At 61.6% G+C, this 20,326-nt stretch carries 17 protein-coding genes and 2 pseudogenes; all 19 read left to right on the forward strand.

The window, feature by feature from the left end; all coding sequences use genetic code 11:
- Positions 1-610: 610 nt before the first annotated feature.
- Positions 611-966: pseudogene (locus tag CLV01_RS12085) on the forward strand (RHS repeat-associated core domain-containing protein); the annotation flags it as partial.
- Between the two features lie 1,178 nt (positions 967-2,144).
- A complete protein-coding gene (locus tag CLV01_RS29515) occupies positions 2,145-2,216 on the forward strand; it encodes a hypothetical protein (RefSeq protein ID WP_232245331.1) in 72 nt (23 codons plus the stop codon).
- Between the two features lie 36 nt (positions 2,217-2,252).
- A complete protein-coding gene (locus CLV01_RS29520) occupies positions 2,253-2,627 on the forward strand; it encodes an RHS repeat-associated core domain-containing protein (protein ID WP_257221269.1) in 375 nt (124 codons plus the stop codon).
- 186 nt (positions 2,628-2,813) lie between these two features.
- Positions 2,814-3,275 (forward strand): hypothetical protein, encoded by a 462-nt coding sequence (locus tag CLV01_RS28665; RefSeq protein ID WP_143290079.1) that lies wholly within the window; start codon positions 2,814-2,816, stop codon positions 3,273-3,275.
- A 171-nt stretch (positions 3,276-3,446) separates the two neighbouring features.
- Complete coding sequence (locus tag CLV01_RS29895) at positions 3,447-3,530, forward strand: RHS domain-containing protein (protein WP_071957083.1); 84 nt, start codon at positions 3,447-3,449, stop codon at positions 3,528-3,530.
- Positions 3,531-3,716: 186 nt separating this feature from the next.
- Positions 3,717-4,073: a hypothetical protein gene (locus CLV01_RS28675; protein WP_143290078.1), complete on the forward strand. Its 357-nt coding sequence runs from the start codon at positions 3,717-3,719 to the stop codon at positions 4,071-4,073.
- A gap of 105 nt (positions 4,074-4,178) precedes the next feature.
- Complete coding sequence (locus tag CLV01_RS28680) at positions 4,179-4,493, forward strand: hypothetical protein (RefSeq protein WP_139093465.1); 315 nt, start codon at positions 4,179-4,181, stop codon at positions 4,491-4,493.
- A 362-nt stretch (positions 4,494-4,855) separates the two neighbouring features.
- Entirely contained in the window at positions 4,856-5,404 is a 549-nt protein-coding gene (locus CLV01_RS28685) for a hypothetical protein (protein ID WP_143290077.1), read from the forward strand.
- Positions 5,405-5,632: 228 nt separating this feature from the next.
- The gene (locus tag CLV01_RS12100; RefSeq protein ID WP_099734214.1) at positions 5,633-6,946 is read left to right on the forward strand and encodes an SGNH/GDSL hydrolase family protein; all 1,314 of its coding nucleotides are present in this window, start codon (positions 5,633-5,635) and stop codon (positions 6,944-6,946) included.
- Positions 6,947-7,077: 131 nt separating this feature from the next.
- Entirely contained in the window at positions 7,078-7,596 is a 519-nt protein-coding gene (locus CLV01_RS12105) for a sigma-70 family RNA polymerase sigma factor (protein ID WP_013803359.1), read from the forward strand.
- Between the two features lie 13 nt (positions 7,597-7,609).
- A complete protein-coding gene (locus tag CLV01_RS12110; RefSeq protein ID WP_099734213.1) occupies positions 7,610-8,617 on the forward strand; it encodes a FecR domain-containing protein in 1,008 nt (335 codons plus the stop codon).
- Positions 8,618-8,770: 153 nt separating this feature from the next.
- Positions 8,771-10,585, forward strand: a complete 1,815-nt coding sequence (locus CLV01_RS12115; RefSeq protein ID WP_099734212.1) for an ABC transporter ATP-binding protein — start codon at positions 8,771-8,773, stop codon at positions 10,583-10,585.
- Positions 10,579-12,368: pseudogene (locus tag CLV01_RS12120) on the forward strand (ABC transporter ATP-binding protein). Before CLV01_RS12115 ends, CLV01_RS12120 begins: the two are co-directional and overlap by 7 nt.
- Positions 12,365-13,369 carry an ABC transporter permease gene (locus tag CLV01_RS12125; protein ID WP_099734211.1) on the forward strand — a complete coding sequence of 335 codons (1,005 nt, stop codon included), beginning with the start codon at positions 12,365-12,367 and terminating at the stop codon, positions 13,367-13,369. The pseudogene CLV01_RS12120 and the gene CLV01_RS12125 overlap by 4 nt, the downstream one beginning before the upstream one ends.
- Positions 13,369-14,340, forward strand: coding sequence for an iron chelate uptake ABC transporter family permease subunit (locus CLV01_RS12130; RefSeq protein ID WP_099734210.1), 972 nt, complete (start codon positions 13,369-13,371; stop codon positions 14,338-14,340). Before CLV01_RS12125 ends, CLV01_RS12130 begins: the two co-directional genes overlap by 1 nt.
- A gap of 64 nt (positions 14,341-14,404) precedes the next feature.
- Positions 14,405-15,442 (forward strand): siderophore ABC transporter substrate-binding protein, encoded by a 1,038-nt coding sequence (locus CLV01_RS12135; RefSeq protein ID WP_099735172.1) that lies wholly within the window; start codon positions 14,405-14,407, stop codon positions 15,440-15,442.
- An 86-nt stretch (positions 15,443-15,528) separates the two neighbouring features.
- Positions 15,529-18,051 (forward strand): TonB-dependent receptor, encoded by a 2,523-nt coding sequence (locus CLV01_RS12140; RefSeq protein WP_099734209.1) that lies wholly within the window; start codon positions 15,529-15,531, stop codon positions 18,049-18,051.
- A gap of 152 nt (positions 18,052-18,203) precedes the next feature.
- Entirely contained in the window at positions 18,204-18,524 is a 321-nt protein-coding gene (locus CLV01_RS12145; protein WP_013803351.1) for an ArsR/SmtB family transcription factor, read from the forward strand.
- Positions 18,525-18,605: 81 nt separating this feature from the next.
- Positions 18,606-20,138 (forward strand): sigma-54 interaction domain-containing protein, encoded by a 1,533-nt coding sequence (locus CLV01_RS12150; protein WP_071954838.1) that lies wholly within the window; start codon positions 18,606-18,608, stop codon positions 20,136-20,138.
- The last annotated feature ends 188 nt before the right edge of the window (positions 20,139-20,326 follow it).

Consider the following 20,326-nt stretch of genomic DNA (forward strand, 5'->3'; position numbering starts at 1 on the left):
CGTCCCCATCTCACTCGGGTTTTCAACTGTGGACTGGACAAGAGAGTGCTGCGGAAATTCTTGTTCATATAGGCAAGGAATCGATTGTCCCCAGTAAGGATAGCCCTCTATTTGAGGCTACAAAGAAAGCGTGGGAAGCATTTAAATCCGGCGACATAAATGGATTCACCTGCCCCTGTAAATAAAATGAGGAATTACAGTTTCATAGCATGCACAGCATTTATGTGGCCCGCAACCTGCTGGGCATTAGGCGATATATCTGCCATCTATTTAATTTCAGTAGATACGCTGGTTTTTATATTCTCAATATATTGCGTAAAAAAATCAAATGTACGAAGAATAAAGTATATGCAATGGCATATGTTTTTCTTCTATTTTTTTTCAAGAGCATTATTAATTTCAAAATACCTTTTGTTGATAATAAATTTTCCATAATAATATCAACTTGTATTTTTGTTATAGCAAGTGTTTGCATCATCATCCGTTTCAAGAAATAGTATATAAAAAATATACTATGGAAAGCTCCGTCTAAAATTGGTGATAAAAAAAGCGCCACGGCGCACAGCACAAAGCAAGTTCGGTTAAATGCAGCTTAACTTCAAGGGCAGGAAAAGAATGGCAACGGCGCATCGTCATTCCCTGCCATCCATGTGCCCATATGGGCACGCCAATGGCCCTGACAGACCAGACCGGCCAGGTGACCTGGGCCGCGAAGCTGCACCCCTGGGGCAATGTGCTGCAGGAGTACAACCCGCAAGGCCTGCAGCAGGCGATCCGGCTGCCGGGGCAACACCATGACAGGGAAACGGGGCTGCATTACAACCGGCATCGGTATTACGATCCGGTGCTGGGGAGTTATGTCAATCAGGATCCGATTGGGTTGATGGGGGGGGCAACGTCTTTAGCTACGGGGCCAATAACCCTATAAGACGCTATGATCCATTGGGCCTCGATTGGGTCAGATCAGGCATCACTTATCCCAGATATTCTCCAGATCCAGATAATCCACTCAATTTCAACACAGTGTATTGTGATGATGAGGAAGTGAAAATAAACTCAAATAATGCAGGAAAGTGTCCGAATGCTCTCGGCACTACCGTTGCGCACGAAAATTCTCACAAAGAAGACATATTAAAATCAAATAACGATGTATGCAAAGGAAATAAAGTAATATCTCAAATTGTAAAAATTAATAAAAAATCCGCCTTGCCTCAGAAAGAAAAGCGCATGAACTGGAAATAACCATTCTGGAAAATTCTTTAAAGGATCCTCCCGTTGGATGCACCGCATACGGATTCGAAGCAGAGATACGAACTACGAAAAAGAACTCCTGAAAGTCCATCATGGCACCTATCCGAATTAAATATAGACTTACAACGTATTTGGTCAAGATGATAATATTGATATTCCTTCCCCATGAATCTCATGGAGAATCCAAGGAATATCTAAATATCATTGAATATTCTTTGACCTTAAAAGTAGAAAAAAACTCAATAAAAACAAATATTGCAAACAACTCATCAAAGGATATTAAATTAAGAAAAGACTCCCTTCCATCGTCCCTCCTTATTCGTGGGATAAATCTTAGCGCCTACTCTGATTCAGAAGATCTTAAGCCAATTGGCTTATTTCTCCCAATTGGGAGCAATTCAGATTTAAAAACAATACCTGCCGGGGTGAATTATCCGGAGAAATAAACATAAATAAATTAATAAACAATGATTGCTCTCTTTTGAAGAAAAATCCAATAATAATATTCTGGAGATATTCGGCTCAGGCTGATGAAGGCATTCTGCCGGCCACAGAGGGAGCTATAAGAGTAAATGGCAAAGATGTTTCATGCGATTAATGCATGTTATGAATTTTTCGTCTTGATGGAAAAGCACCAGACGAGCACAATAAATTTGATGGTAAAAATTATGACTAATGCGATAAGCTCAAAGTACTTACGCGTTAGGAGAAATTAAGGCCATTATGGCAAGGTGGATGAGGTAAAAAGTACAGGTGCCGAATCCGGCTATCTAGAGCGTATTTTGAATTTCCCACAGAAATCAGTACCTGCATGACTGCTGGCGACATGAGCACAGTAAAGACCAACGATTGAAGACCATTCAGCTCAGCAGCCGACGGACCGGACCGGCCAGGTGGCATGGGCCGCGAAGCTGGGCCCATGGGGCAATGTGCTGCACGAATACAACCCTCAAGGCATCCACTAGGCGATCCGACTGCCGGGGCAGCCCCATGACAGGGAGATGGGGCTGTATTACAACCAGCATCGATATTACGATCCTGTGGTGGAGAGTTATATCAATCAGGATCCGACCGGGTTGGGCGGAGGGGTAAACAAAAGTATATATGCGATAAATCCCATGATTTCCATTGATCCTTTGGGCTTGTGTGCAGAGAGAATTTTGAAAGCAGCGGGGAAAAATAAAAAATCAAGAAATATATTCATACGCCTCGATTTCTGGCTTTGGGTCGAAAATAAATGTAATCTCTTTGTTCATGAAGTGCTAGAAAATGCAGATGTCGAATCTCCATCGCGCTACAGATTCGGAATTATCCCAAGAGGACCAGCAACTGCTGGAGATTGGGAAAATCCACAAAAAAACAATTCCCGTATTTGAATTTGTTACTTCTACAAAGCCTGGTAATATTGTTGCAGTAGCATGCCTATATGGGGACGCTACTGGGCATGTGCCATTCGTGACGGGGAGTCGTACAACCATTGGCGCAGGCTCAGAAGACGGATCACATTCAACTGGTTGGTCATGGAATGGGGTATCGCCTAAAGAAAATCAAATATATAGAAGATGAAAAGATTGAAAAAAATGATGAAAGCAGCAGTTTACATAATAGCGGCAGCGCTTGGTTTTCAAATAATATCTTTGCTAATTTTCTTGATGGCACCGATGAAAATTGATTTATCGGATATAGAGGGATTTAATTTGTCTTATATTTTTAATAAGCTTGGAAATCCAGACTATGATTTGAGTGTCAAAGATATATTGGGATGGCAAAGCCATCGCTGCCTAATTCGTCAAAATGTCGTAATTAGGATAAAAGAATCGAATATTAAACCAACTGCTTTCCCTGCATCAATAAGTGTTTCAAATACATTGGGGGAAGAAACTCATTATTTCAAGTTATCAAAACACTCAAGATCTGACGGAAATAACAATTTTATTAGAACGACCACCATAACCGTATGGCCATACGGTGATTTTCTAATAAGTAAAGAGATTGTTGAAAACAAAAATCACCAGTCACAGTGAGTCTCGATATGCGTAGATTGTTCAGCCCCATGGGTTATAACAAGATGGGCCAAAACGCGCGCAGATCGCTTGGTCATGTTGGGTATGCACGACGAGCACACCATGAAAATGCTGCAGGAGATGCGCAAGTAACTGCAAAAGCAGGAGCGAGCGTAACAGGGCTCCGTAGCCATCCATCACTACCACTGCGACCATCTGGGCACGCCCATGGCCCTGACCGACCAGCGAGGGTTAGTGGCCTGGGTCGCACAGTAGGACCCCTGTGGCAATGTGCTGCAGGAATACAACCCACAGGGGACGTCTCGCAGAGGTTTCAGCTATGGAGTGGTGAATAAGGATTGCTTCATAAAGCACATCACGTAAGCCAGGAAATAGTACAACCGGGCGAGAATAGTGACCTAGGAAAAATTACAGAACAAGCTTAGAAAGATTTCAAAGGCAATGAAATCAATGCGTTCAAAATTACTTGCGGATGCGATTGGACTGATTTTCTTTCTTGCATTACCCATGCCGGCTTTCGCTTTTGCAACCGATGTGGTGTTGTATTATTTTTGGGCAATATTTTTCGTATTTTTGGTTTGCATTGTTGGATCTATATATTTGCATTCAACAAGGAAAGCAATATATGCATCAATTTGGATAATAAGCATATTTTCCTCTGTTTATTGTGAGGTTCCAAGAAGTATAAAAATGCTGGTGACGATTTATTTGCTCATTAGTCCGATAATTATTCTTGTGTTGATTTTTTGTAGAAGTAATAATAAGCAGCAGAGCGAGAGAGAAAAAAATAACACCTGACAAAGATCGTGAAAAATAATTTCCAAGATAGTATTGATGATGGCGGTGTATGGATCATAGAAAGAACTCTGGTGCGCTTAATACAAGAAAAGACTGGAAAACTCCATGAAGATTAAATTGGTAATTATTATTTTAATCTTGCTAAATGGATATTTTTTCTTCAGAAAAGATGGTTTTGATTATTATATAAATAAAGATTACGACTTTGTTTGTGTATTTCCGCCATATACGCCAAAATTAGTTGTTCTTGAAGAGCTGAGAAAATATTCAAGTGATTTAAAGGATGATGTGGCGTACAAAGAATCAATGGACGATGGTATTTTTACTTATTTCTTTATAAAAAATAATGAAATAATTTCTTCTGGAGAAGAAATGGTGAAGAATAATTCGATGGGTGAATATGGTTGTTTGGGTAGATGAAGATATTACCGCGATTTAACTTTCCTTGAAGTGAAGACTTGTGCCAAGTGCCATAGTCTTTTTTAACTAATGCACTCACACAGTTAAGCGAGTATTTTAGTACTGCATCCAATCTGGAGTGGGTGTGCACAGATCTTTCTTTGCTGATGTTGGACTAGCTGTTGTTGCAAAAATAAATGGCTCTTTTTGGCCGGGGCGCTACTGTTATGCATGTCAAATTGTCCAATAGTCACGGTAATTTTGGTGGCGGATGTAGATTAGTTAGGCTGCAAGTAATAGAGGCTCCACTGGAATTTTTGGAGTTTCATTCTTGGGTATTGCGAAATAAGCGCTTGTTTTATGAGTATTGAATACATAAGCCCATGAAGAAGATAATAAAAGTATCTTTCGGATCATTCGTTGTGGTTGCACTTCTGGGATTTATTTTTCTTATTTCTTCAATCGAGAATGAAAAGGAGAGCTTCTTCTCTTCCTATGATCTATTGGATGAAGATGGACAAAGATATATCTCTTGGCTTCCCGCTTTTTTACCAAAGACTGCCTTTAATATCAGAATATATGCTGATGTGGAAACTAATCATTTTTATATGTTCTTTCAGCTGGAAAAAATTCAATCTATTGATTTTCAGAAAAAGATGAATATGAAAGCATCAAAAAATGGAGTGGCGCTGCTTCAAAAGGGCGTTGAGAAAATAAAATCAGGGTGGTGCGCTTTTCAGGACATTTCGAATGGATTTGGTGAAAATCTATATCTGGTGGGAAAAGTAAGCTCTAGTGAAGAAATTTATTATGTGACGAAGGCGACAACGGCTACTAATTTGAATTCGACTGAATACACTTCGGAAATAGTGAAGAAATATTGTGAGCATGGCGATTTCAAGCCTGAAATGCAATATCTGGACATCAGGTAATTGACGCGGGTGAATCTGTAGGATGTGATTTTTTGCCGTCAGAAGACCGCCTCAGCCTTGCATCGCTCCTATAAAAAAGCGCTTGAATACGAACCCAATCCTCGCTGCCAAAGCACAGCACAGGCCTCATCGTGAATTAAATTCACAGATGGTGTTCCAGCAGACCGGCTAGTCCCGCACAGCCCTTGAATCCATGATCCCGCCATCGACAGACATCGGGTTCCTTGCATGCGGCAACTTTTTCCATCGCTTTCCACGGCCTCGGGCGCGGCCCTTCTGGCGCTTGTGATTTCCACGCCTGCCATGGCGGATTCGACGGTGCCGGCGGGTTCGGCTGAAGCCTCCAACTGGGCTGCCACGTGGCAGGCCAGCCCGCAGCCAGTCTGGGGGGCGGACTTCCTCTTTCCCACCAACCTGCCCGCCGTTCTGCAGGACCAGACCGTGCGCCAGGTGGCGCGCATCAGCCTGGGCGGGCCGCGCCTGCGCATCGTGCTGTCCAACGCCTATGGCGGCCAGCCTGTGACCGTGGGCAGGGCGACCGTGGCAAAGCCGGTGCCGGAGGGCGCCATTGACGCTGGCAGCCTGCAGGCCGTGACTTTTGGCGGCAGCGCGCAAGCCACCATTGCCGCAGGCGCATCCCTGGTCAGCGACCCGGTGGCCTTGCCGCTGTCCTCGCTGTCGCAGGTGGCCGTGAGCCTGTACCTGCCCGGCGCCATGCCTGTGCAGAGTTTTCACTGGGATGGGCGCCAGACCGGCTGGATCGTGGCGGGCGACCAGTCCGCTGCTGCGGCGCTGCGGACTTCGGACCCTGGCGCAATCAGCAGCACGGCCCGCCCGCTGTTGGCGGGTATTCAGGTCGAGGCCGACCCCGCGTCACCGGCGGCGCCCGTGGTAGCGGTGATGGGCGACTCCATCACCGACGGCGCCACGGCCAGCCTGGACCGGGACAGCCGCTGGCCGGATTTCCTGGCCGCGCGCCTTGCGCCGCACGGCGCGGCGGTGGTCAATGCCGGCATTTCGGGCGCGCGCCTGCTGTCGGATGGCATGGGCGAGCATGCGCTGGCGCGGCTGGAGCGTGATGTGTTGGCCCAGCCCGGTGTGCGCAGCCTCATCGTGCTGCTGGGCATCAACGATATTTCCTGGCCCGGCACGGCCTTTGCGCGGCAAGCGCCGCGTCCCACGCTGCAGGACATGGCAGAGGGCTATCGCCAGCTGGTTGCCAGGGCGCGCAGCCACGGCCTGCGCGTGATCGGCGCCACCTTGCCGCCCTTCGAGGGCGCCTTGCCAGGCACGCCGCTGGACGACTACTACCAGGCCGAAAAGGACGACCTGCGCCGGCAGGTGAACGCCTGGATACGCCTGGGCGGCGCCTTCGATGCGGTGATCGACTTCGATGCCGTGCTGCGCGATGGCGCCCATCCCTCCCGCATCGCGGCGCGCTTCGACTCGGGCGACCACCTGCATCCTGGCGACGAAGGCAATCGCGCCATGGCCGATGCGGTGGATCTGAACGCCATACTGCCGGGCCTGCTGCCGCGCTAGCCGCGCCTGCACGCGGTGGCGTTGATGGTGGCGTTGGCGGCGGCGGGGCTGTCTCCCTATAAAATGCAAATGGTTCTCATTTGTCATTCGTCCCTGGCCTGCCTGCGCCCTGGGATACAGGGAGGGGTATCGTGGCCGCCGCCGAGTTTGCGCTTCAGCAACAAGTCGAAATTCTCTACACCGATCACCACGGCTGGCTACGCGGCCTGCTGCGCCGCAAGCTGGGCAATGCCTTTGATGCGGCCGATCTGGCGCACGACGTTTACCTGCAACTGCTGCGCACCGGCCGTGTTCCGCCGGCCGACGAGCACCGCCGCCATCTCACCCAGATCGCCAACGGCCTGGTGATCGACCTGTACCGGCGCCGCCGCGTGGAGGCGGCCTATCTTGAAGCGCTGGCCCTGCTGCCCGAGCAGATGGCGCCCTCCGAAGAAACACGTGCCCTGGCGCTGGAGGCGCTGGTGGAGATCGACGCCGCGCTGAACGGCCTGCCACCCAAGGCGCGCAAGGCCTTGCTGCTGTGCAAGCTGGACGGCATGGCCTACCGCGACATCGCGGCCGAGCTGGGCGTGTCCGTGTCTTCGGTGGAGAAATACATCGCCGCCGGCCTGCTGGCCTGCTACCAGGCGCTGCACGGCCCGGTGTGCTGAACGGCCCGCCCGCATGTCCTCATCACCGGCATCGCCCGACGCCTCCAGCGAGCTGCTGGAGCCGGCCATTGTCCAGCGCGCCGCCGAATGGATGGCCCGGCTGTGGGCCGATGACGCCAGCGACGAAGACCGCGCCGCCTGCGCCCGCTGGCGTGCCGAGCATCCGCGGCACGAGCTGGCCTGGAGCCGACTGCAGGCCTTTGACGACAAGCTGCGCAGCGTGCCCGGCGGCATTGCGCGGCATACGCTGGCGGACACCTCCGCTGCGTCGCCGGCGTCACGCCGTGGCCGCCGCCGCGCCATGCAGTTGCTGGGCTTCATGGCCATGGCCGGTGGCATTGCCCATGTGGTGCGCGGCACCGATGCCTGGCAAATCGCCGCTGCCAGCCATGGCACGGCGCGTGGCGAGGTCCGCGAGATCACGCTGCCGGATGGCACGCAGGTGGTGCTGGCCTCGGCCTCGGCCATCGACCTGCGCTTTGACGGGGCCGAACGCCTGATCCTGCTGCGCGCTGGCGAAATCCTCGTGACCACTGCGCCTGATCCGCAAAGCACACCGCGCCCGCTGCGCGTGCGCTCGCGCCACGGCACGGTGCAGGCCCTGGGCACGCGCTTCACGCTGCGCCAGGAAGATGAGCATTCGCGCGTGGCCGTGTTCGAGGGCGCGGTGGAAGTGCGTCCCGCCCGGGCGCCGGGCCAGGTGGTGCGCGTGGAGGCAGGGCAGGGCGCCGTCTTCTCCGGCGATCTGGCCCAGCCCCCGGTGGCCGCGCAGGAAAGCGCCGCCGCCTGGGCGCGCGGCGTGCTGGTGGCCGACAACATGCCGCTGGGCGAGCTGGTGGCCGAGCTGGCGCGCTACCGCACGGGCCTGCTGCGCTGCGACCCGCAGGTGGCCGGCCTGCGCGTCACGGGCGTGTTCTCGCTGCGCGATACCGACCGCGCCCTGCACAACCTGGCGCTGGGCCTGCCCGTGCAGGTGGTCTCGCGCACGCGCTATTGGGTCACGGTGCAGGCGGCGGGCTGAGGCGCCTTTCATCACGGCGCCTTCCCTGTCTCTTGGAGCCCGTTACCGGCTGATTCAACTTCCTGCTCCTGCGGATTGAGGGTTTGGCGTTCTCGTTCGGAAGACAGGCAAGAGCCCTTGTTTTCTGTCCCGCCATGCCCTCCAGGAAATCCCATGCACTCCACCGATGCCGATGACCCCCAGGCCGGCCCCGGCCCCATTGCGCAGACGCTGCAGCCCATCCGCGCGCAGCTTGTTCTTGCCGCGCTGCTGTCGTTTGCGGGCGCCGTGCTGGCGCTGGCGCCGCTGGCCGGCATTGCCCACATCGCGCGGCTGGCGCTGGCCGATGGCGGCATGGTGGCGGCCGATGCCTGGCGCGTCATCGCGCCGTGCCTTGTCTGCCTGTTCGCGGGCATGGCCCTGGTGTCGGCGGGCGAGCTGGTCGCCCATCTGGCCGACAACCGACTCACCCACGGGCTGCGCCTGTCGGCCATGCAGCGGCTGGCGCGCGTGCCGCTGGGCTGGTTTTCCGAGCGGGCCTCGGGCCAGGTCAAGCAGGCCATGCAGGACGACGTGGCCACCCTGCACGAGCTGACCGCGCACTTCTACACCACCGTGGGGCGCGGCGCGGGCACGGTGGCCGCTTCTGCGGTCTACCTGGTGGCCATGGACTGGCGCATGGCCCTGGTCTCGGCCCTGCCGTTCGGCATCTTCTTTCTGGTGATGCGCCATGCCATGCAGGCCAGCGGCGCCCACATGCCGGCCTTTGGCGCGGGGCTGGCGCGCATCAACAACGCCGTGGTGGAGTTCGTGCACGGCATTCCCGTGGTCAAGGCCTTTGGCGCCAGCGGGCGCGCCCATGGCAGCTACCGCGAGGCCGTCGATGGCTTTACCGACGCCTTCCTCGGCTTTGCGCGTCCGCTGGTGTCGGCGCGCGCCAATGCCAATGCGCTGATCGCGCCCGTGGCCGTGCTGGGCGTGGTGCTGGTCTTCGGCACGCTGTTCACGGCCCTGGGCTGGATGGCGCCCGTGGACGTGCTGCCCTTTGCCCTGGTGGCGCCGGGCATCAGCGCGCCGCTGCAGCTGCTCAGCTTCAACCTGCATGCGCTCAACCACGCCACGGGCGCCGCCCAGCGCGTGCAGGCGCTGCTGCGCACGCCCGTGCTGGAGCAACCGGCCGCCGATCAATGCAGGCTGCCCCAAGGCTGCGAAGTCCGCTTCGAAGGCGTTGGCCATGCCTACGAGGCGGGGCATGACGTGCTCAAGGGCATGGATTTCACGCTCAAGCCCGGCACGGTGACCGCCGTGGTCGGTGCCTCGGGCGCGGGCAAGTCCACGCTCGCCCGGCTGTTGCTGCGTTTCTTCGACCCGAACGAAGGGCGCATCACGCTGGGCGGGGTGGACCTGCGGCAGATCGAGACCCGGCAGCTGTACCGCCACCTGGCCTTTGTGTTGCAGGACGTGCGCCTGGTGCACGCCAGCGTGCGCGAGAACATTGCGCTGGGCCGGCCCTCGGCCAGCGCGCAGGAGGTGGAGGAGGCGGCGCGCGCCGCCCACATCCATGAGCGCATCCTGGCGCTGCCGCGCGGCTATGACTCGGTGATCGGCGAAGACGCCCAGCTGTCCGGCGGCGAGCAGCAGCGCCTGAGCATTGCGCGCGCCGTACTGCTGGACGCGCCCGTGCTGGTGCTGGACGAGCCCACGGCCGCTGCCGATGCCGAGAGCGAGGCCGCCATCCAGGAAGCCCTGTCGCGCCTGGCCGCCGGACGCACCCTGCTGGTCATCGCCCACCGGCTGGACACCGTCATGCATGCGGACCAGATCCTGGTGGTGGAGGGCGGAGCCATCCGCGAGCGCGGCCGCCATGCCGAGCTGCTGGCGCTGGGCGGACGCTACGCACGGCTGTGGGCGCTGGGCGGGTATGCACCACCGCCCACGCAAGCCCAGCCTTTCACCCCCGCCCTGGCCCCGGAGCTGCCGCCATGCTGAAGACCCTGATGCAACTGCTGGGCGACGATGCCCGGCTTTTCCGCCGCTATGCCTGGATGGCCGTGCTGCATGGCCTGCTCAGCGGCCTGGTTGTCACGGCCCTGGTGCCCGTGCTGTCGCGCCTGCTGGCAGGCGATGTGCGCGGCGCCGCGGCCTGGCTGGCCGTGCTGCTGGCGGGCGTGGTGCTGTGCTGGGCCTGGCAGCGCCAGGTGGAAAAAGCCGGCCTGGGCCTGGGCGCGGCCGTGCTGCGCGTGGCGCGCCACCGGCTTGGTGACCATGTGGCCCGCCTGCCCGTGGGATGGTTCACCCCCGAGAACACGGCCCGGCTCAACCACGTCGTTTCGCAGGGAATGATGGAAGTGGCCCAGCTGCCGGCCCATGTGTTCACGCCCGTGTTCAGCGGCGCCGTGGCGCCCGTTGCCGTAGTGGCCGCGCTGTTTGCCATGGACCGGCGCATGGGCCTGATTGCACTGCTGGCGCTGCCGCTGCTGGCAGGCGTGCTGCTGGTCACCGCGCACCTGGGCCGCCGTGCCGACGAGCGCCTGCAGCGCAGCATGGCCGGCGCCAGCCAGCGCATGGTGGAGTTTGCGCAGGCGCAGTCGGTGCTGCGCGCCTTCAATGGCGAAGGCGGTGGCACGCGCTGGCTCGAGCAGGCCCTGGGCCGGCAGCGCGCATCGGGCGCGCAATCCATCCGCCTGGCGGCGCTGTCGGGCGTGCTCAATGGCTGGGCCGTGCAGGCCGTGTTTGCGGCCCTGCTGGTGGCCGGCGCGCTGTGGCTGGACGAGCGCCTGGTCGGCGTTGCAGCACAGGGCATGGGAATGGAAGCCGCCATCCCCGTGATCGTGGCCCTGCTGCTGGCCTGCCGCCATGTCGATCCGCTGCTGGAGGTGGCCGGCTACGCCGACTCGCTGCGCGCCGCGCGCGTGCAGCTCGATGCCGTGCGCGACATTCTCGCGGTCCAGCCGCTGCCCGAGCCCGCCATACCCCAAGCGCCGCGCGATGCCTCGGTGGAGCTGCGCGATGTGGTGTTCCGCTACGCGCCGGGCCAGCCCGAGGTGCTGCGCGGCCTGAGCCTGCGCGTGGAGCCGGGCTCGATGACGGCGCTGGTGGGCGCCTCTGGCTCTGGCAAATCGTCCGTGCTGCGGCTGATCGCGCGCTTTTTCGATGTGCAGCAGGGCAGCGTGCTGGTGGGCGGCATGGATGTGCGCCAGATTGCGGGCGAGCGGCTGGCCGGGCAGATCAGCCAGATCTTCCAGGACAGCTACCTTTTCCAGGGCTCCATTGCCGACAACATCCGCATGGGCCGCCCGCAGGCCAGCGATGCCGAGGTGATGGAGGCCGCGCGCCAGGCCGGCGTGGCCGAGATCATCGAACGCCTGCCGCAGGGCCTGGACACGCCCGTGGGCGAGGGCGGGGCGCGCCTGTCGGGCGGCGAGCGCCAGCGCATCGCCATTGCGCGTGCGCTCATCAAGGATGCGCCCATTTTGCTGATCGACGAGGCCACGGCCGCGCTGGATGCCGAGAACCAGGCCGCCATCGCCCAGGCGCTGGCGCGGCTGCGCGGCCGGCGCACGCTGATCGTGATTGCCCACCAACTGTCCACCGTGGCCATGGCCGACCAGATCATCGTGCTGGACCAGGGCCTCGTCAGCGAGCAGGGCACGCCGCAGCAGCTGGCGCAGGCGCAGGGCCTGTACGCGCGCTTTCTGGCGCCGCCAAGGGCTGGCGCATTGCGGGAACGCGCACGGGAACGGCCACAGGCACGGGCGAGGACCTCCGTTGAGCGAGCTTGCGAAGCCAAAGACAGGGACGCAGGCCCCGCGCCTGGCGCCGTGGCTGCTGCCGTTTGCCGCGCTGTGCTGCGCGTCCGTGCTTATCGGCGCGCGGCAGGTGGACTGGGGGCAGCTGATGTCGCTGTCGGGCGATGCCTGGCTCACCCTCACGGCCAGCCGCCTGCCGCGCCTGGCAGCGCTGGTGCTCACGGGGGTGGGGCTGTCGGTGTGCGGCGTGGTGCTGCAGCAGATCGTGCAGAACCGCTTTGTGGAGCCTGCTACCTGCGGCGGCCTGGATGCGGCCAAGCTGGGCATTCTGGTGTCGCTGACGGTGGCGCCCGCCTCGGCCTTCACCTCGGGCGCGTGGGGCGTGGCCTGGCGCATGGTGTTCGCGCTGGTGTTCTGCCTGGGCGCCAGCCTGCTGTACGTGGCCATCATCCGCCGCATGCGCCTGCGCAACCTGGTGCTGGTGCCCGTGGTGGGCCTGATGTACGGCAGCGTGCTCAGCGCCATCGCCGAGTTCCATGCCTTTCGCCACAACCTGCTGCAAAGCATGCAGGGCTGGCTGCTGGGCGACTTCTCGCGCATCGTGCAGGGCCACTACGAAATCATCTATCTCATCGTGCCCATCGTGGCGCTCACCTATGCGTTTGCGCACCGCTTCACCGTGCTGGGCATGGGCGAGGGCATGGCCACCAGCCTGGGCCTGAGCTATCCGGCGCTGGCCACGCTGGGCCTGGTGCTGGTGGCGGTCACCGTCTCGGCCACGGTCATCACCGTGGGCGCCATTCCCTTCGTGGGCTTGGTCATTCCCAACCTGGTGGCCATGCGCTGCGGCGAAAACCTGGGCCGCACACTGCCCATCGTCGCGCTCAGCGGCGCCTCGCTGCTGCTGGCCTGCGACATCTTGGGCCGGCTGATCATGCACCCCTTCGAGGTGCCGATCGGCCTGACGGCGGGTAGCGTGGGCGGCGTGCTCTTCCTCGTGCTCATCCTGCGCAGGAGGCCGTGATGCGCAAGGCCTTGCCTCACACCACCGCGTGGATTGCGGCTGCCGTGGTTGCCGTGGTTGCCGTCGCGCTGGCGGCCTGCTTCGTGCTGCTGGGCTCGGGCCTGGACTTCGGCTATGTCATTCCACGGCGGCTGACGCGGCTGTCGGCCATCGTCATCGGCGCCATCTGCATTGCGCTGTCGTCCATCGTCTTCCAGACGCTTGCGGGCAACCGCATCCTCACCCCCGCCATCATGGGTTACGAGGCGGTCTACCTGCTGCTGCAGGCGCTGCTGGTGCTGGCCATGGGCGTGCAAAGCCTGGTGGTGCTGGGCCCCGGCGGCAACTTCTGGCTGTCGGTGGCCTGCATGCTGGGCTACTCCTGGGCCCTGCACCGCTGGCTGCTGGGTGGGGGCCGGGACAACGTGTACTTCCTGCTGCTGCTGGGCCTGGTGCTGGGCATGGTGATAGGCACCTTCACGCAGTTCGTGCAGCTGCGCATCAGCCCGGGCGAATTCTCTGTGCTGCAGGGCTACAGCTACACCTCGTTCAACCGCGCGCGGCCAGCGCAGCTGCTGTGGTCGGCGCTGATCGTGGCCGTGGCCTGCGTGATCGTGCGGCGCAGCCTGCCCGTGCTGGACGTGCTGGCCCTGGGGCGCGAGCAGGCCATCTCGCTGGGCGTGCACTACCAGCGCCAGCTGCGCCTGCAGCTGGCGCTGATTGCCGCGCTGGTGGCGGTGTCCACCAGCCTGCTGGGGCCCACGGCCTTCATGGGCATCTTCGTGGCCCACATCAGCTACGCGCTGGCGGGCACGGCGCGCCACCGCGTCACGCTGCCGCTGGGCTGCGCCGTGGCCGTGTCCATCTTCATCGCGGCGCAACTGGCGGTGGAGCATGTCTTCAACTACCGCACCTCGGTGGGCATCCTCGTCAACCTCGTGTGCGGCAGCTACTTCCTCGCGCTCATGGTGCGCGGGCGCGGCCGGGCCTGAGCTGGCCCCCGGCCTCCCAAAAACACCCAATGCAATGCATCCCATTTTTCAGGAGAGAAAGCCCGTGACCCGTCTGTTCCGCATTCCCCATCACTCTTCCATGTTGGCCCTGGCCGCGGCCCTGGCCCTGTCGGCCTGCGACCGGCCCGCCAACCCGTCGGCACAGGCCACAGCGCCGCAGGCGGCGGCCGGCGAGTTCAAGCCCGTCACGGTGCAGCACCAGCTGGGCACCACGGTGGTGGAGCGCCCGCCGCAGCGCGTGGCCGCGCTGGACATGAACGAGGCCGACTTCCTCGACCAGCTCGGCGTGCCCATTGCCGGCATGCCCAAGGACTTCGTGCCCCACTTCCTGGCCCGGTACAAGGACGATGCCAACGTGCAGGATCTGGGCTCCATCGTCCAGCCCAACCTGGAGCGCGTGCACGCGCTCAAGCCTGACCTGGTGCTGATCTCGCCCATCCAGGCCAGCGCCTACCAGGAGCTTTCGGGCTTTGCGCCCACGGTGCATTTCGACGTGGACTTCAGGAACAGCGGCACCCGGCACCTGGACACCGTGCGCGATCACCTGCTCACCCTGGGCCGCATCTTCGGCAAGGAGGACCTGGCGCGCGCCAAGGCCGCCGAGATGGACGACAAGGTCGCCCAGGCCCGGCGCGCCACCGAGGGCCGTGCGGAGACGGCCCTCATCGTCATGCACAACAACGGCGCCTTCAGCTCGTTCGGGCCGCAGTCGCGCTACGGCTTTGTCTTCAACGCGCTGGGCGTCAAGCCCGCCAGCACGGCGGCCGAGGCCGACCTGCACGGCCAGCCCATCTCCAGCGAATTCATACAGCAGGCCAACCCGGACATCCTCTACGTGATCGACCGCACGGCCGTCATGCAGCGCCGCCCCGGCATGGACGCCGCAGGCATGGACAACCCGCTGCTGCGCCAGACCAGCGCCTGGAAGAACAACCGCGTGGTCTTCGTCGATTCAGAGGCCTGGTACGTCACGGCGGCCAGCGTGACCTCGGTGAAGCTCATGGTCGATGACGTGCTCAAGGGCTACGGCGATGCGCCGGCAGCGGGCGCGGGCCCGGTGGCCGCTGCGGTTGCAAATTGATCGCATTCTCGATTGAGGGTTTGGCTTTCTCGTTCGGAAGACAAGGTGAAACACCCAACGCCTACCCGAATCGAAAGGAGTCCCGCATGGCACTACGCCATCCATCCCGCCCCGCGCAGAACGGCGCATCGCGCGCCTTGCCGCACCCGGCCTTTGCCTCCAGGCACACGGCCATCGCCGTGCAAATGCTCTGCATGGCGGGCCTGGCACTCGGCGGCCTGGCCGTGGCCATGCCGTCCGCGCTGGCGCAGGCGGCTGCCCAGGGGGCCGCATCTGGAGCAGCCTCCGGGGCGGCACCCGGCGAGGCCCGACGCGCCTTCAGCATCCCCGCCGGTCCGCTGGGCCAGGCGCTCAACGCCTTTGCCGCATCGGCCGGCGTGGAGCTGACGGTGGATTCCAGCCTGCTGCAAGGCCGCAGCAGTGCAGGCCTGTCGGGCAGCTACAGCGTGGCCGAAGGCTTTGCCGAGCTGCTGCGCGGCCAGGGCCTGCGCGCGCTGCGCGAGGCCAACGGCAGCTATACCCTGGGCCGTGACCGCAACGCCGCAGCGCCCGTGGAGGGCGGCGTGCTCCTGCCCGCCGTCACCGTGCGCGCACAGGCTCAGCAGGCGCCCGAAGCCTATGCCGGCGGCCAGGTATCCACGGGCGGCCGCATGGGCCTGCTGGGCGACAAGGACTTCATGGAGACGCCCTTCAACACCATCAGCTACACCGAGAAATTCATCGCCGACCGCCAGGCCCGCGACATCACCGACGTGATCTCCGCCGCCGACCCCACCGTGTTCAGCACGGGCATGACCGGCATCATCAGCGAGAACTATTCCATTCGCGGCTTCAGCTCCAGCATTGGCGATGTCACCTTTGGCGGGTTGTTCGGCGTGGCACCGTTCTACCGCGCATCGCCAGAAATGTTCGAGCGCGTGGACGTGCTCAAAGGCCCCTCGGCCCTGCTCAACGGCATGCCGCCCGGCGGCTCGGTGGGCGGCACGGTCAACCTCGTGCCCAAGCGCGCGGGCGACGAGCCGCTCACGCGGCTGACCACCTCCTTCATGTCCGATGCGCAACTGGGCGCCCACATCGACCTGGGCCGCCGCTTTGGCGAGCGCAAGCAGTTCGGCATCCGCTTCAACGGCGTGCTGCGCGACGGCGACGGCGCCGTGAACCAACAGGAAAAGGAAACCCGGCTGGCCTCGCTGGGCCTGGACTGGCGCGGCGAGCGCGCGCGCCTGTCGGCCGACCTGTACAGCAGCGATGACCGCACCGACGGCCTGAACCGCGGCATCAACCTGGCCGCAGGCCTGCCCGTGCCCAGGCCGCCCAAGGCCGACACCCTGCTCAACCCCAGCTGGGCCTTCTACGACACCAAGGACAAGGGCGCCATGGTGCGCGGCGAGCTTGACCTGGGCGACAGCGTCACGGCCTATGCCGCCGTGGGCACCAGCAAGACCCGGTACCGCTCCACGGGCGCCTACCTGATCCAGGTCTTCAACACGGCCGGCGACTACCGCACCAACCTGGCCGACCTGGGATTCGAGATGGACAAGAAGTCGGCCGAGGCCGGCCTCAAGGGCAAGTTCCAGACGGCCGGCGTGGGCCACCAGTGGGCGCTCAACGCCACCTACTACACGCATACCGACAAGCAGTTCGGCCGCCGCAACGTGCTGGCCCAGGACTGGATCACCAACATCTACAACCCCATCTGGGGCCCGGCCACCAGCTTCAACGCGCCACCGATCTCGCGCACCGAACTGCGGCTGACCAGCATCGGCGTGGCCGACACCCTGTCTTTTGCGCAGGACCGCGTGCAGCTCACCCTGGGCCTGCGCCGCCAGCAGGTGCTCAGCGACACCTTCAACGTGGCCACGGGCGCGCGCACCTCGCGCTATGACCAGGGCGCCACCACGCCGGCCGCCGCGCTGCTGGTGAAGGCCAGCGAGCGTGTCTCGGTCTACGCCAACTACATCGAAGGCCTGAGCCAGGGCGCCACCGCACCCATGACGGCGGCCAACGCGGGCGAAGTGTTCGCTCCCTATAAATCCAGGCAAAAGGAGCTGGGCCTGAAGCTGGACCTGGGCGACTTCGCCCACACCTTCAGCCTCTACGAGATCCAGCGCCCCAACGGCTACACCGATCCTGTCTCCAACGTCTTCTCCTTTGGCGGCGAGCAACGCAACCGGGGCGTGGAATGGGGCTTCTTCGGCAACGTGGCCACGGGCGTGCGCCTGATGGGCGGCATTGCCTACGTACAGCCCAAGCTCACCCGCACGGCAGGCGGCGTGAACCAGGGCAAGCTGGCGGCGGGCGTGCCCAGGCTGCAGGGCAAGCTGGGCGTGGAGTGGGACGTGCCTGCCCTGCAGGGCCTGACGCTGACGGCCAATGCCACCACGGCATCCAGGCAGTACATCAATGCCGACAACTCGCTGTCCGTGCCGGGCCGCACCGTGTTCGACGTTGGCGCGCGCTATGTGACCACGGCGGCCGGCCACCCGCTCACGCTGCGCGGCAGCATCACCAACGTGGCCAACAAGGCCTACTGGGCCACGCCGCTGTGGACCAGCCTGGGTCTGGGCGCACCGCGCACTTTCATGCTGTCGGCCACGGTTGATTTCTGAGCGATGACACGGCGCCTTGCCGTAGATCAAGCCGAGCCCGAGCCGGGCCGAGCCTGCGCTGCCGCCCTGCGGGCTATAAACTAGCCCGATGGGGCGGCGAGCATGCCGGCCCGCCAACCGCCCACCCTCCATTACCAGGATGACAGACGCCTATGGACAGCCGCAATGACAGCATGGACCTGAGCGACGACAGCGTGTTCGAGAGCGCTGCGGAGCTGTTCCGTGCCATGGCGGCGCCCGTGCGCCTGAAGATCATCAGCGTGTTGTGCCATGGCGAGAAGAACGTGACCGAACTGCTCGCCGACATCACCACCACGCAACCCAACATGTCCCAGCACCTGAACACGCTGTACCAGGCCGGCGTGCTGGGCCGGCGTCGCGAAGGCGTCAGCATCTACTACTTCATCGCCAACGCGCAGGCGGCGCAGATGTGCCGCGCCATCTGCGCCCAGGTCGCCATCGCGCAGGGCTGAGCGCGGCAGACCCGCAGGCTGCAAAAAGGGATCTCAAGGGATCTCAAGGGGACCCAAGGCGACTCCGCTAGGATGCCATCCATGCCGCCCACACCCACCCTGGTCCAGCCCCTGCCGCTCGATGCCGACGGCATCCTCGCGCTGGCAGCGCGCTCCATGTTCCAGCTGTTCTCCACCATGAGCCAGGGCATGTTCCTGGCCGACAGGGCAGGGCGCATCGTCTGGGTCAACGAGGGCTACCAGCGCTTTCTGCCCGATCTGGGCGTGGCCTCGGTGGACGACTTCCTGGGCCACATGGTCGAGGACGTCATCCCCAACACCCGCATGCGCCGCGTGCTGGAAACCGGCGAGCCCGTACTCATCGACCTGCTCACCAACCGCGCCGGCACCTTCGTGGTCAGCCGCATCCCGCTCAAGGACGATGCGGGCGCGGTCATCGGTGCCATCGGCATCGTGCTCTTCGACCAGCCGGAGACCACGCTGCAGCCCCTCATCAGCAAGTTCGCCGTTCTGCAGCGCGACCTGGACGAGGCCCGGCGCGAGCTGGCCGCCCAGCGCAACCGCAGCCTGCGCGTGGCCGTGCAGGGCGAGCGCCGCGCCAAGTACAGCTTTGCCAGCTTTGTCGGCAGCAGCCCGGCGGCCGTGGAGGTCAAGCGCCAGGCGCGCCGCGCGGCCCAGTCGCTCAGCCCCGTGCTGCTGCTGGGCGAAACCGGCACCGGCAAGGAACTGCTGGCCCATGCCATCCACGCGGCATCGGCCCGCACCGGCGGCCCCTTCGTCACCGTCAACATCGCCGCCGTGCCGGATGCCTTGCTGGAGGCCGAATTCTTCGGCGTTGCCCCCGGCGCCTACACCGGCGCCGACCGCAAGCCGCGCGACGGCAAATTCAGGCTGGCCGACGGCGGCACGCTGTTCCTCGACGAAATCGGCGACATGCCCCTGAACCTGCAGGCCAAGCTGCTGCGCGCGCTGCAGGAGGGCGAGATCGAACCGCTGGGCTCCAACCAGCTCGTGCGCTTTGACGTGCGCGTGGTGGCAGCCACCTCGCGCGACCTGCCGCAGATGGTGCGCGATGGCCGCTTCAGGGAAGACCTCTTCTACCGCCTGCATGTGCTGCCCATCCGCGTGCCGCCGCTGCGCGAACGCAGGCGCGACATCCCGGCCTTGGTCGAAGTCCTCTCCGAAGAACTGGCCCTGCGCAACGACATGCCCCCGCCAGAACTCCTGCCCGACGCCCTGGCCCTGCTGGCCGGCCAGACCTGGCGCGGCAACATCCGCGAGCTGCGCAACGTGCTGGAGCAGGCCGCCATGCGCAGCGAAGACACCGCCATCAACGCAGAGCAACTGCGCGAAGTGCTGCGCTCATCGGGCGTGGAACCCGCCGCCCCCGCACCGGGCCCCGAGACTGCACCCGCCCCGTCCCCTGCCCACAACAGCCCCGCCGACACCGACCTGCTGCGCCCCCTGGCCCAGCAGGTGGCCGAGCTGGAGCGCAAGGCCATCACCGCCACCCTGGCCGCCAACAGCGGCAACAAACTGGCCACGGCGCGCCAGCTGGGCATCTCGCGGGCCACGCTGTATGACCGCATGGCGGTGCTGGAGCTGCAGGGCTGAGTCACCCGCCGCCTGCAGGCCGTACTGTGGCCAGGTATCGGAGCGATGCTTTGCTGGCATGCCCATACCGCTTGCTGCCCGATGAATATTCGGCGTTCAGAGCTTTCTTGGTGTGCTTCTGGGCAACCGGGGCCTGTAGGTCCCACGGCGCAATTGCGGTGGTGAGAGTCCTAGGGAAGTTGCAATAG

This window comes from Delftia sp. 60 (genome assembly GCF_002754395.1).
Classification (GTDB): domain Bacteria; phylum Pseudomonadota; class Gammaproteobacteria; order Burkholderiales; family Burkholderiaceae_C; genus Comamonas; species Comamonas acidovorans.

Coding starts and splice junctions, on each gene's coding strand:
- CLV01_RS29520 (WP_257221269.1), top strand. CDS start 2,253: ATGGGGCTGTATTACAACCAGCATCGATATTACGATCCTGTGGTGGAG.
- CLV01_RS28665 (WP_143290079.1), top strand. CDS start 2,814: ATGAAAAGATTGAAAAAAATGATGAAAGCAGCAGTTTACATAATAGCG.
- CLV01_RS28675 (WP_143290078.1), top strand. CDS start 3,717: ATGAAATCAATGCGTTCAAAATTACTTGCGGATGCGATTGGACTGATT.
- CLV01_RS28680 (WP_139093465.1), top strand. CDS start 4,179: ATGAAGATTAAATTGGTAATTATTATTTTAATCTTGCTAAATGGATAT.
- CLV01_RS28685 (WP_143290077.1), top strand. CDS start 4,856: ATGAAGAAGATAATAAAAGTATCTTTCGGATCATTCGTTGTGGTTGCA.
- CLV01_RS12100 (WP_099734214.1), top strand. CDS start 5,633: ATGCGGCAACTTTTTCCATCGCTTTCCACGGCCTCGGGCGCGGCCCTT.
- CLV01_RS12110 (WP_099734213.1), top strand. CDS start 7,610: ATGTCCTCATCACCGGCATCGCCCGACGCCTCCAGCGAGCTGCTGGAG.
- CLV01_RS12115 (WP_099734212.1), top strand. CDS start 8,771: ATGCACTCCACCGATGCCGATGACCCCCAGGCCGGCCCCGGCCCCATT.
- CLV01_RS12130 (WP_099734210.1), top strand. CDS start 13,369: ATGCGCAAGGCCTTGCCTCACACCACCGCGTGGATTGCGGCTGCCGTG.
- CLV01_RS12140 (WP_099734209.1), top strand. CDS start 15,529: ATGGCACTACGCCATCCATCCCGCCCCGCGCAGAACGGCGCATCGCGC.
- CLV01_RS12145 (WP_013803351.1), top strand. CDS start 18,204: ATGGACAGCCGCAATGACAGCATGGACCTGAGCGACGACAGCGTGTTC.
- CLV01_RS12150 (WP_071954838.1), top strand. CDS start 18,606: ATGCCGCCCACACCCACCCTGGTCCAGCCCCTGCCGCTCGATGCCGAC.